16 protein-coding genes and 1 tRNA gene are annotated in these 11,759 nt (G+C 53.1%); 6 read left to right on the top strand and 11 right to left on the bottom strand.

The window, feature by feature from the left end; genetic code table 11:
* The first annotated feature begins 10 nt into the window (after positions 1-10).
* The 3 genes from RGW60_RS05005 to RGW60_RS04995 are packed head-to-tail and all read left to right on the top strand — an operon-like array spanning position 11 to position 1,892.
* On the top strand, positions 11-391 hold the full coding sequence (locus RGW60_RS05005; protein ID WP_322202703.1) for a hypothetical protein: 381 nt from the start codon (positions 11-13) through the stop codon (positions 389-391).
* Positions 392-435: 44 nt separating this feature from the next.
* Positions 436-822, top strand: a complete 387-nt coding sequence (locus RGW60_RS05000; protein WP_322202701.1) for a hypothetical protein — start codon at positions 436-438, stop codon at positions 820-822.
* Entirely contained in the window at positions 708-1,892 is a 1,185-nt protein-coding gene (locus RGW60_RS04995) for a tyrosine-type recombinase/integrase (RefSeq protein WP_322206847.1), read from the top strand. The genes RGW60_RS05000 and RGW60_RS04995 overlap by 115 nt, the downstream gene beginning before the upstream one ends.
* Before the next feature lie 79 nt (positions 1,893-1,971).
* Here RGW60_RS04995 and RGW60_RS04990 read toward each other — a convergent pair.
* The 9 genes from RGW60_RS04990 to thrS form a co-directional block, all read right to left on the bottom strand.
* Positions 1,972-2,048: transfer RNA gene (locus RGW60_RS04990), tRNA-Pro, on the bottom strand.
* Positions 2,049-2,135: 87 nt separating this feature from the next.
* Positions 2,136-2,492 (bottom strand): MerR family transcriptional regulator, encoded by a 357-nt coding sequence (locus RGW60_RS04985; protein ID WP_322202699.1) that lies wholly within the window; start codon positions 2,490-2,492, stop codon positions 2,136-2,138.
* Positions 2,473-2,775: an integration host factor subunit alpha gene (gene ihfA / locus RGW60_RS04980; RefSeq protein ID WP_002553164.1), complete on the bottom strand. Its 303-nt coding sequence runs from the start codon at positions 2,773-2,775 to the stop codon at positions 2,473-2,475. Before ihfA ends, RGW60_RS04985 begins: the two co-directional genes overlap by 20 nt.
* Positions 2,776-2,778: 3 nt before the next feature.
* Positions 2,779-5,157 (bottom strand): phenylalanine--tRNA ligase subunit beta, encoded by a 2,379-nt coding sequence (gene pheT, locus RGW60_RS04975; RefSeq protein WP_322202696.1) that lies wholly within the window; start codon positions 5,155-5,157, stop codon positions 2,779-2,781.
* Between the two features lie 36 nt (positions 5,158-5,193).
* Positions 5,194-6,210 (bottom strand): phenylalanine--tRNA ligase subunit alpha, encoded by a 1,017-nt coding sequence (pheS, locus tag RGW60_RS04970; protein WP_322202694.1) that lies wholly within the window; start codon positions 6,208-6,210, stop codon positions 5,194-5,196.
* Positions 6,211-6,315: 105 nt separating this feature from the next.
* Positions 6,316-6,672: a 50S ribosomal protein L20 gene (gene rplT, locus RGW60_RS04965; RefSeq protein WP_322164815.1), complete on the bottom strand. Its 357-nt coding sequence runs from the start codon at positions 6,670-6,672 to the stop codon at positions 6,316-6,318.
* A 28-nt stretch (positions 6,673-6,700) separates the two neighbouring features.
* Positions 6,701-6,895 (bottom strand): 50S ribosomal protein L35, encoded by a 195-nt coding sequence (rpmI, locus tag RGW60_RS04960; protein ID WP_003442181.1) that lies wholly within the window; start codon positions 6,893-6,895, stop codon positions 6,701-6,703.
* Between the two features lie 59 nt (positions 6,896-6,954).
* Positions 6,955-7,506, bottom strand: coding sequence for a translation initiation factor IF-3 (infC, locus tag RGW60_RS04955; RefSeq protein WP_296251578.1), 552 nt, complete (start codon positions 7,504-7,506; stop codon positions 6,955-6,957).
* Positions 7,506-9,428, bottom strand: a complete 1,923-nt coding sequence (thrS, locus tag RGW60_RS04950) for a threonine--tRNA ligase (RefSeq protein ID WP_322202692.1) — start codon at positions 9,426-9,428, stop codon at positions 7,506-7,508. The genes infC and thrS overlap by 1 nt, the downstream gene beginning before the upstream one ends.
* A 377-nt stretch (positions 9,429-9,805) precedes the next feature.
* Here thrS and RGW60_RS04945 point away from each other — a divergent pair, with 377 nt between their 5' ends.
* Both RGW60_RS04945 and RGW60_RS04940 read left to right on the top strand, forming a co-directional pair.
* Positions 9,806-10,111: a hypothetical protein gene (locus tag RGW60_RS04945; protein WP_322202689.1), complete on the top strand. Its 306-nt coding sequence runs from the start codon at positions 9,806-9,808 to the stop codon at positions 10,109-10,111.
* Between the two features lie 278 nt (positions 10,112-10,389).
* Entirely contained in the window at positions 10,390-10,602 is a 213-nt protein-coding gene (locus tag RGW60_RS04940; protein ID WP_003234260.1) for a cold-shock protein, read from the top strand.
* An 89-nt stretch (positions 10,603-10,691) separates the two neighbouring features.
* Here RGW60_RS04940 and RGW60_RS04935 read toward each other — a convergent pair whose 3' ends face one another.
* The gene (locus RGW60_RS04935) at positions 10,692-11,003 is read right to left on the bottom strand and encodes an I78 family peptidase inhibitor (RefSeq protein ID WP_322202687.1); all 312 of its coding nucleotides are present in this window, start codon (positions 11,001-11,003) and stop codon (positions 10,692-10,694) included.
* A gap of 86 nt (positions 11,004-11,089) precedes the next feature.
* Positions 11,090-11,395, bottom strand: a complete 306-nt coding sequence (locus tag RGW60_RS04930; protein ID WP_322206846.1) for a hypothetical protein — start codon at positions 11,393-11,395, stop codon at positions 11,090-11,092.
* A 162-nt stretch (positions 11,396-11,557) separates the two neighbouring features.
* On the opposite strand from RGW60_RS04930, the gene RGW60_RS04925 reads away from it, so the two are divergent.
* Positions 11,558-11,752 carry a hypothetical protein gene (locus RGW60_RS04925; RefSeq protein ID WP_322202685.1) on the top strand — a complete coding sequence of 65 codons (195 nt, stop codon included), beginning with the start codon at positions 11,558-11,560 and terminating at the stop codon, positions 11,750-11,752.
* Positions 11,753-11,759 lie beyond the last annotated feature (7 nt).

Below are 11,759 nucleotides of genomic sequence, written 5' to 3'. Positions count from 1 at the left end.
GAGATTCGCTATGCCTGAAATAAAGTGTGTACACGGTCACGCTATGAGTATCGGCACGACAGATTGGGTTGCAACGCTGACCTTGGATCAGATTAGGTTCGCCCGAGATCTTATGTCCGAGAAAATAAAGGCTGCCGAGGCGCTGCCACAGCGTGTCATTTGGCGTGTGTGCAGTGGTGGATTGGCCCAAGGTAATTACCAAGAGGATCAATACGAGAAGGCTGCCGACCACCTTCTCCGCATCTACAAAGAGTCGTTCATGGAGGAAGCCGCCGATTACGTGAAGAAGCCATACGGAACAGAGACGTTCCGCCGACGCCTTCCAAGCCTGGAAGTTGAGCGCGTTACCCAGTTCGAATATGAGACCGAATGGTTTCCAGCCAAATCCTAACCTTCTGCCGCCATAGGGCGGATAAGCCATCAGCGAGGCAGCCAATGGGCTCTCTGCAGTTTCAGCCGCGCTTTATCCGGGCCGGTGATGCGCACGCCTATTTAGGCATGTGCCGAGATGAATTCAACAAGACCGTTCGCCCCTTTGTAAACGAATTCCCCATCGGCGAGCGCGGTGTTGGCTTTGATCGTCAGCAGCTAGATGACTGGGCAACCGCGTACGTCTTGGCAATGGCAATTGATAAAACTGGCGCAACGGAGCAACAATTGCCCCGCAGCGAGCGCCTAAAAGGAGCAACACCATGGCGCGAAAATCAATTACCGGTCTCTCCCAAAGGAAAGGCCTCTGGCACATTGACAAGAAAATCGACGGGGAGCGACTTTACGAGAGCACTGGAACTGGTGACCGGCAAGAAGCAGAAACTTACCTGATTCACCGGCTTAACGAGATCAGGCAGGAGAAGGTGTACGGCGTTCGAAAATTGCGCCTGTGGCAGGACGCTGCAGCCAAATATCTGATCGAGTTCAAGGATCAGCCTTCGATCAAGCTGACGGCGCATCACCTGAAAGGGCTTCACCCTTATATAGGTGACGTGCCAATTACCCACATTGATGATCAGGCGCTTGAACAGTACATCAAGGACAAGAAGGCGCCGAGCATAACGAAGGACGGCAAGGTAAAGCCGGGGCAGGCGAACCGGACTATCAACATAACTATCGAGCGCGTCATCAGAGTTTTGTCCCTGTGCGCGCGAAAATGGCGGGATGACGAACGGCGTCCTTGGCTTGATTCGGTGCCGATGCTGACGAAGCTGGAAGAAAAGAAGAGCTCGCGCAAGCCCTACCCGATGTCATGGGAAGAGCAAACGATCCTGATCTCTCAGCTTCCCGATCACTTGAAGACAATGACCTTGTTCAAGGTGAATACAGGTTGTCGGGAGCAAGAGGTTTGTCGGCTGCGCTGGGATTGGGAGATTTTGGTGCCAGAGGTAGGTGCCAGCGTTTTCCTGATACCGGAGGATTTTGGCGGGAGACACGAACGGTCTGGTGTAAAGAATGGCGATGATCGGCTGGTCATTTTGAATGACGTAGCGAAATCAATCATCGAAGCGCAGCGAGGAATTGGGAAGGTGTATGTTTTCCCGTATGGCATTCCCGGGAAGGACAAGAAAGAAGCCTGCATGCTGCGGATGAATAATTCCGCATGGAGAAAGGCCAGGGTGCGAGCAGCGAAGCTCTGGCAAGAGAAATACCTTCGCCCTGCACACCCCGGTTATCTTTCAGTCCGAATCCACGACCTAAAGCACACATATGGTCGCCGCCTAAAAGCTGCAGGTGTAAACCAAGAGGACCGCAAGTCGCTATTGGGCCACAAGAACGGAAGCGTCACCAGCCATTACTCAGGCGCCGAAATCTGGCAACTGGTAGAGGCCGCTAACAAAGTTTCAACCACCGACTCTCGCGGGCCGGTACTGACGATTTTGCAAAGGAGGAAGGCATGAAAAACCGACGAGTCACGCAATACTCACGCAAATGAAAAAGCCCAATGCTGTGAACATTGGGCTAAGTTATTGAATTATATGGTCGGGACGGAGTGATTCGAACACTCGACCCCTAGCACCCCATGCTAGTGCGCTACCGGACTGCGCTACGCCCCGACTAGGCGTGAATCTGTTTTCGCATCTGCGAAAGAGGATCAGGAATATAGCCCAAGTCTTTGAATTAATAAAGCATGCAACCGCCAATCACTTGCGAAGAACGCCCAATACATCTTCCAGTTCGGAAATCATCTGACGGATCATTTGTTTGTACTGGGTCGTGTCGTCCTTGGCTTCATTGCTGGACATGCGCAAGCGCGCACCGCCAATGGTGAAGCCTTGGTCGTAAAGCAAGGCGCGGATCTGCCGGATCATCAGTACGTCTTGGCGCTGATAATACCGGCGATTTCCGCGACGCTTGACCGGGTTGAGTTGAGGAAACTCCTGCTCCCAATAACGCAACACATGCGGTTTTACCGCACAGAGCTCGCTGACTTCACCAATAGTGAAGTAGCGTTTGCCTGGAATGGGCGGTAGCTCGTCGTTATGACTTGGTTCCAGCATAAGCCTCAACTCGGGCCTTCAACTTCTGCCCTGGACGAAAGGTGACCACACGGCGAGCCGTAATCGGGATTTCTTCTCCCGTCTTTGGATTTCGACCAGGCCGCTGGCGTTTATCGCGCAGATCAAAGTTGCCAAAACCGGACAATTTGACCTGTTCGTTATCTTCCAATGCGTGCCTGATTTCCTCAAAGAAAAGCTCAACCAGTTCCTTGGCTTCCCGTTTGTTCAGGCCTAGCTCTTCATACAAGCGTTCGGCCATCTCAGCTTTAGTCAGAGCCCCCATACGCTACTTCCTTAACGTGGCGTTTAACCTTTCCTCGAGAGAGGTGAGGATATTATGCGTCGTCGCATTTACCTCATCGTCATTAAGAGTGCGTGATGGATGCTGCCAGGTCAAGCCGACAGCAAGACTTTTTCTATGTGGATCAACACCTTTACCTTGATACACGTCAAATAGCCTGAGGTCTGTAAGCCATTCGCCTGCATTTTCACGGATTACATCCAATACTGCACTCGCTGCGACGTCGCTATCAGCAACGAGGGCGAGATCGCGACGAACTTCCGGGAAGCGTGAAAGCTCTTGGAATTTCGGCAAGCGACCCAAGGCGACTTCGGCCAGGAGCAATTCAAAGACGAACACGGGACGATCAAGACCCAAGGTTTTTGTCAGCTCAGGGTGTAAAGCGCCGATAAACCCGACTTCGCGGCCATCACGTTCGACTCTAGCGGTCTGACCAGGATGCAGCGCAGGGTGCTGACCTGATGTGAAAGTAAACGCGTCAAGGGCACCGGCAAAGCCAAGCACTGCTTCAACATCCGCTTTGACGTCGAAGAAATCAACGGTGTCCCGACCTTGAGCCCAGCCTTCAGGTAGACGGCTGCCGCAGATGACGCCAGCGAGCATAGGTTCTTGCTTCAAACTATCTAATTGGCCGACAAATCGCAGACCGCTTTCGAACATGCGCACGCGGTCTTGCTGACGATTGAGGTTGTGTTGCAACGCCTTGATCAGACCTGGCCATAACGAAGAACGCATGGCAGCCATGTCGACCGAGATCGGGTTGGCCAGCAATAGCGGCTCGACGCCGGGGTTAAACAGTTCGAACCACTTGGGATCGATAAAACTGTATGTAATCGCTTCTTGATAACCGCGTGCCACCAACAAACGACGCAGAAGCGGCAGATCAGCTTGCGCTTCAGCTTTGGCTTGCGGTGCCAAACGCGCTTGCGGGTACCGAACCGGCAGACGGTTGTAACCATATAAGCGGGCCAACTCTTCAATCAGGTCGACTTCCAGGCTGATGTCGAATCGATGACTCGGCACTTCAACGAGCCATTGGCCCACGGTATCGGAGGCCACTTTAAGGCCTAGGCCGACGAGCAAACGCTCGACTTCAACCGGGTCCATTTCCATACCGAGCATCTGGGTGATGCGGTCGGCACGCAGGACAACAGGGTCTATCGATGGCAGGTCTTTCTCGCTGACCGCCTCAATGATCGGGCCTGGCTCGCCGCCAGTGATTTCCAGCAACAGGCCTGTGGCGCGCTCCATTGCCTCGCGGGCCAGTTGCCAGTCAACGCCACGCTCGTAGCGGTGCGAAGCATCGGTGTGCAGCCCGTAGGAACGAGCCTTGCCAGCGACCATGATCGGATCGAAAAACGCAGCTTCCAGGAAGACATCTTTTGTTTTGGCACTGACACCGCTGTGCTCGCCGCCCATGATGCCGGCAATGGCCAAGGCGCGGTCGTGGTCGGCAATGACCAGTGTGTCTGCCCGCAAGCTGACTTCCTGACCATCCAGCAGAACCAGCTTCTCGCCCTCTTCGGCCATTCGCACACGAATGCCACCGTTAATTTCGGCGAGGTCGAATGCGTGCAGCGGTTGACCGAGTTCAAGCATCACGTAGTTGGTGATATCGACGGCGGCATCAATGCTGCGCACGTCGGAACGACGAAGGCGTTCGACCATCCACAGCGGCGTTGGCCGGGACAAATCGACATTACGCACTACGCGCCCTAAATAACGAGGGCAGGCCGCAGTGGCCAATACTTCGACTGGACGCACTTCATCGTGTACAGCAGGCACAACAGCCACTACCGGGCGTTTGACCTCAGCGGCGTATAACGCCCCCACCTCACGTGCCAGACCTGCCACCGACAGGCAATCTCCACGGTTGGGCGTCAGATCAACTTCGATGCTCGCGTCCTCCAGTTGGAGATAGACACGAATGTCCTGCCCCACTGGCGCATCAGCAGGCAGCTCCATCAACCCATCATTACCTTCGCCCACTTGCAGCTCAGACTCGGAACACAGCATGCCGTTGGATTCAACGCCGCGCAGCTTGGCCTTTTTGATGTTGAAGTCGCCGGGCAGCTTAGCCCCAATCATGGCGAACGGAGCTTTCAAGCCAGGGCGCACATTCGGCGCGCCACACACCACTTGAAAGGTTTCGACGCCATTGCTGACTTGGCAAACGCGCAATTTGTCAGCATCCGGGTGCGGCTCGGTGCTCAGCACTTCGCCGACTACCACGCCGGTGAATTCGCCGGCGGCCAACGTAACGCTGTCGACCTCAAGACCGGCCATTGATAGACGCGCGACCAGTTCGTCGCGGGATACTTGCGGGCTTACCCAGCCGCGCAGCCATTGTTCACTGAATTTCATCCTGCTCTCCTGAAAGATTCGTTACGAACGTGCGACCTAGCGAAATTGCGCGAGGAACCGCAAGTCGTTGTCGAAGAACAGACGCAAGTCATTAACGCCGTAACGCAGCATGGCCAAACGCTCTACGCCCATGCCGAATGCAAAGCCCTGGAACTCTTCGGGGTCGATGCCGGACATCCGCAGTACGTTGGGATGGACCATGCCGCAACCCAAGACTTCCAGCCAGCCGGTTTGCTTGCAAACACGGCAGCCTTTGCCGCTGCACATCACACATTGAATATCGACTTCTGCCGACGGTTCAGTAAATGGGAAAAAGGAGGGGCGGAAACGCACCGCCAATTCTTTTTCGAAGAACACACGCAGGAATTCTTCAATGGTGCCTTTCAGGTCGGCGAAATTGATGTCGCGGTCTATCAACAACCCTTCAACCTGATGGAACATCGGCGAGTGAGTTATATCCGAATCACAGCGGTAAACCCGGCCTGGGCAGACGATGCGAATAGGCGGCTTTTGCGTCTCCATGGTTCGCACTTGCACCGGTGAGGTGTGGGTGCGCAACAGCATGTTCGCATTGAAATAAAAGGTGTCATGCATCGCCCTAGCCGGGTGGTGGCCGGGGATGTTGAGCGCCTCGAAATTGTGGTGATCGTCTTCGACTTCCGGACCTTCGGCAATGCCGTAGCCAATATGAGTGAAGAATTGCTCGATCCGTTCTAGCGTTCGGGTAATCGGGTGCAAACCTCCCGAGATTTGTCCACGGCCCGGCAGGGTCACATCAATGCATTCAGCCGCGAGCTTGGCGGTAAGCTCCGCTTGCTCCAACGATGCTTTACGCGCATTGAGAACCTCTGTAACGCGCTCCTTGGCGATGTTGATCAGCGCACCGACTTGCGGACGCTCTTCAGCCGGCAAATTCCCCAGGGTCTTCATCACCTGAGTCAACTCGCCTTTCTTGCCAAGGAACTGAACCCGAATTAGCTCCAGGGCATTAATGTCTTCAGCGTGTTGCACGGCCTCAAGTGCTTGAGAGACCAGCGCATCCAGGTTTTCCATGTACAGACTCCAGATACGAAATAGGGGAAGAGCTTAAAAGGCTCTTCCCCTATTTATGACGTTTAACACTAAGCCCGGAAACCGGGCTCAGTGATTGTCGGGGACTTAGGCCAAAGTGGCTTTAGCTTTCTCGACAATCGCAGCAAACGCAGCTTTTTCGTTCACAGCCAGATCAGCCAGAACCTTACGGTCGATCTCGATGAAGGCTTTTTTCAGACCGGCGATGAAACGGCTGTAAGACAGACCGTTAACACGAGCACCAGCGTTGATACGAGCAATCCACAGAGCGCGGAACTGACGTTTTTTCTGACGACGGTCACGGTAGGCGTATTGGCCTGCCTTGATTACCGCTTGTTTGGCAACACGGAATACGCGTGAACGCGCGCCGTAGTAGCCTTTAGCAAGTTTCAGAATTTTTTTGTGACGTTTACGGGCGACAACGCCACGCTTTACACGAGCCATGAGTTACTTCCTCTATTCTTGACCAGGATTAGCAAAGACGCAGCATGCGCTTCACTTTCGCGACGTCGGACGGATGCAGCAAGCTGCTACCGCGCAATTGACGTTTACGCTTAGTGGACATCTTGGTCAGAATGTGGCTCTTAAAAGCGTGTTTGTGCTTGATGCCATTAGCCGTTTTCAAAAACCGCTTAGCTGCACCACTTTTCGTTTTCATCTTTGGCATGTTCGGTACTCCGCATTCAGTTGATAAACATAACCGTAAGGCCTGCCGTGCCCTGGTGGTTACTTCTTCTTTTTCGGGGCGATGACCATAATCAGTTGGCGTCCTTCCATCTTAGGATGCTGTTCGACCGAACCGTATTCAAGCAAGTCACCTTCAACCCGCTTCAACAATTCCATCCCCAGCTCCTGGTGGGCCATCTCACGACCACGGAATCTTAACGACACCTTGGCCCTGTCCCCATCACTCAGGAAACGTACCAGGTTGCGCAGTTTTACCTGGTAATCCCCTTCCTCCGTCCCTGGACGAAACTTGATTTCTTTTACCTGGACCTGCTTCTGGTTCTTCTTCGCTGCAGCAACCTGCTTCTTCTTCTCAAAGATCGATTTGCCGTAATCCATCACACGGCAAACTGGAGGTACTGCGTCGGCAGAAATTTCTACCAGATCGAGCTTGGCTTCTTCAGCAATACGAAGCGCTTCATCAATCGAGACGATGCCAATCTGCTCGCCGTCAGCGCCAATTAACCGAACCTCGCGTGCTGAGATATTCTCGTTGATCGGGGCCTTCGGTGCAGCTCGTTTATCTTGTCTCATTTCACGCTTAATAATAATTACTCCGAATCATGGCGACCACGCCGGGAAACCGCTTGAGCGAGAAATTCAGCGAATTGCGCGACCGGCATTGAACCCAGGTCTACGCCTTCACGTGTCCGCACAGCGACAGTTTGCATTTCGACTTCTCGATCTCCAATAACCAAGAGATAAGGAACCTTGAGCAAAGTATGCTCGCGGATTTTAAAGCCGATCTTTTCATTTCTCAAGTCAGACTTGGCACGAAACCCGCTTTCAGACAGAGTTTTTTCTACTTCAAGGGCAAAATCTGCCTGTTTATCAGTGATATTGAGGATCACTGCCTGAGTAGGTGCCAACCAGGCCGGGAAAGCACCTTCGTAATGCTCGATCAAAATGCCGATGAAACGCTCGAAGGAACCGAGAATTGCACGGTGCAACATGACCGGGTGCTTGCGGCTGTTATCTTCCGAAACATACTCGGCACCCAAGCGGATTGGCAGGTTGAAATCGAGCTGCAACGTACCGCATTGCCATACCCTACCCAGACAATCTTTCAACGAAAATTCTATCTTGGGACCATAAAAGGCTCCCTCGCCGGGTTGCAGATCATACGGCAAACCAGCGATGTCGAGTGCGGCAGCCAGTGCTTTTTCTGCACGATCCCACAAATCATCTGAACCTACGCGCTTTTCAGGACGGGTCGACAGCTTGAGTTCGATATCCTTGAAACCGAAATCCGCATAGACATCCAGCGTTAATTTGATGAACGCAGCCGACTCGGCCTGCATTTGCTCTTCAGTACAGAAGATGTGCGCGTCATCCTGAGTAAAACCACGTACCCGCATGATGCCGTGCAAAGCACCTGATGGCTCATTGCGGTGGCATGCGCCAAATTCCGCCAAACGCATCGGCAATTCGCGATAGCTCTTCAGACCTTGATTGAATACCTGCACATGGCACGGGCAGTTCATCGGCTTAATGGCGTAGTCGCGGTTCTCAGACTGCGTGGTAAACATGTTTTCGGCGTAATTGGCCCAGTGACCGGATTTCTCCCAAAGGGAACGATCGACCACCTGGGGAGTTTTAATCTCCAGATAACCGTTTTCCCGCTGCACTTTGCGCATGTACTGCTCAAGCACTTGATAAAGGGTCCAGCCGTTCGGATGCCAAAAAACCATGCCCGGCGCTTCTTCTTGGGTATGGAACAGCCCAAGGCGCTTGCCGATCTTGCGGTGATCGCGCTTTTCAGCTTCTTCAATTCGCAGTATATAAGAAGCCAGTTGCTTTTTATCTGCCCAGGCAGTGCCGTAAATGCGCTGCAACTGTTCGTTCTTCGCATCGCCACGCCAGTAGGCGCCAGACAGCTTGGTCAGCTTGAACGACTTGAGGAAACGTGTATTCGGCACATGCGGGCCGCGACACATATCAACGTATTCTTCGTGGTAATACAGGCCCATGGTCTGTTGCTCGGGCATGTCTTCCACCAGACGCAGCTTATAGTCTTCGTGGCGAGCAGTGAAAACCTCAATCACTTCCGCGCGTGCGGTGACTTTTTTGACTACATCGTAATCTTTTTCAATCAGTTGCAGCATACGCTGCTCAATCGCTGCCAAATCGTCAGGCGTAAAAGGACGCTCGTAAGCGATATCGTAATAGAAGCCATCGTCGATCACGGGCCCAATAACCATTTTGGCCGTTGGGTACAGCTGCTTGACTGCATGCCCTACCAAATGAGCGCAAGAGTGGCGAATGATCTCCAGCCCCTCTTGATCCTTGGGGGTGATGATTTGCAGGCTTACATCGCCTTCAATCAGATCGCTGGCGTCGACCAGTTGGCCGTTGACCTTACCGGCCACGGTGGCTTTAGCCAGGCCCGCACCAATTGAAAGTGCTACCTCGGCTACTGAAACCGGGTGATCGAACGAACGCTGACTACCGTCGGGAAGGGTAATGGTTGGCATGGCGCCTCCTCTCCTAGTGGTGACCCCTACCAAAGGTCACGTGGGTTGGGATGAGCCAGTACAAGATTCGGCGGTATTCCTGCCTCACAGTGGCAGGAGCCCGAAGGCCAACCGTTTAACCGAACCAAAGTGACTGGAGTGAAAAATGGGGATGTAGCCAATAAAGCGATTACAAAGACCAGCTGAGCATTTACCCGCCACTCTTAGATATTCAGCCGCGCATGCTATCACAACATGTCCATAAAGGACGCTTCGATGTAACTCAAATCGCCGAAGACAACTGAAAAAAGTCGTTTACTGAACTAGAGGAGGTAAATCACCCTCAGAGATAGGGTGACGTTGTGACACGCCCCTCTCATCACAAGGAGTATTCAAGCATGCGCGCTTATCGCTTATTCACCCTCGCCGCGTCCCTCGCGATGCTGCTGCCTTTAGCCGCTCACGCCGCTCAAGCCGTTTGGCCAGGTGGTGGACGCGCTCAATTCGTTAATGACTGCGTTGGTATTGCTAGCAAAAATCTCGGCCAGGCCTCAGCTCAGGCGCATTGTGACTGCGGGGCGGATACCGCCGAGAAAAAACTCAGCCCCGCCGAAATGAAGGCACTTGATGACCAAACGGAAACAGGCCGCGCTGCACGTGCGAAGTTGCTGAAAGAAGTCGATACGGCGTGCCCGCGAAAATAGAATATTTAGCGGTCGAAAGGAGCAATACCCGACCGATTTATAGCTTTTTTTCACTTTTTTACAGCGAAAGTGGATTTTTTTAAAGCTGTCTAAATGGGGTAAAAGCCCCGTAGATCGGGGCTTTCAACAGGAATGCCTCCTACCTAAGGTGTATTGCGTGTGTAAACAATGGTGCGAAAACGCTCTACACCCAAACATTTCGACTATGATACCTCGGTGTGCCCAGTTGGCCTGAGCAGCACAGTACTACTGAAAAATTATGTTCTTGGAGATACACCATGTCTAATCGCCAAACCGGCACCGTAAAATGGTTCAACGATGAAAAAGGCTTCGGCTTTATCACTCCTCAGGGTGGCGGTGACGACCTGTTCGTACACTTCAAAGCTATCGAAAGCGACGGTTTCAAAAGTCTGAAAGAAGGCCAGACCGTTTCGTTCGTGGCTGAGAAAGGCCAGAAGGGCATGCAAGCTGCTCAGGTTCGCGGCGAGTAATCTGCCCGAGCCAAGCTCTTGAGTTTGTGAAGAACCCCGTCCACGTGACGGGGTTTTTTATGGGCAAAACAGAAGCGCCCCGTCCAGCATTAGCCGCAATTGACGCGATTAATTGTCGCCAAGTCATCGGCATTGAGATTCAAACGGTCCGAACGGTAATCCAGCGTCACGATGGTATCGGGCTTTAGCAATCGAACGCTCCAGGCCCCGGCCTTGATCCGAGCCTGCTCCAACAGTTCGGGGGATGCTTTCTTGCCGACCGCGAAATTAGCGGCGGCAGCGTTGCAGTTGCTGTGCCCAACCTCAGCTTCCGGTGCCTGAACCGGTTCTGGTTGAGTGCTGCACCCGGCCAGTGCGGCTGCGGCGATGAGACACCCCAACGGTGCGAACTTCCAAGGCATATAACCTCCTTTCTAATAAACGGTTTTCGGTGGGAGTCTGCCTCAGCCGGTTATCCGACGCGCAATCCAATCGTGTCTAAACGTGTTCAATACACATCCACATAATCAAACCTTGGATTAGCCCAATTGTCCTTCAGCGCATTGAATATCTGCATGACCCACACCGCATCGCTGGCGGGGATAGGTCCTACACATCCGGAGCCCGCCGACCATGTTTCGAGGCGGAACAGCAAGCCGTCTATATCGACACCGCCTACCGCCGACGACGAGATATAAGCGCTACCGGTCTTGGTCACGCGCAATTGGTTGTGAACATCATCGTTGCCTGCGGCGATCAGTTGGCGCACGGCATCTAAAGTGAAACTGGCAGGGTTGTTCAGATTAATTTGCACGTCGGCAACCTCATAACTTTTCAATAAGTCTGGCATGAACCTCGCTTCATGCCTAAGTCTGAGTGTCAAATGATGGTCAAGATGCTTTACTGACCCGCTTTAGCGTGCGGTATTGCTGCGAAATAGCTGCGCGAGCCTTTTTTTGGAATCAATGAGATAGAAATGGCAATCGTATCAATCGACGCTGACATCAAGGCCAAATGGCCTCAGGGACAATGCTCGTATAGCCCCGGTAGCGCCGAAGAAATGGCAATTATCGGCATAGACCTGCTGGTTAAAGAACTGGGCACCGAAAGCGCCCAAGTATTTATCAGCCAAGTTTTCGAGAGATACCCGGCGGGACACACTGATGAGTAAAGGTCGC

Source organism: Pseudomonas sp. AB6 (genome assembly GCF_034314105.1).
In the GTDB taxonomy this organism is placed as follows: domain Bacteria; phylum Pseudomonadota; class Gammaproteobacteria; order Pseudomonadales; family Pseudomonadaceae; genus Aquipseudomonas.
This window is presented reverse-complemented; position numbering and strand designations above follow the sequence as displayed.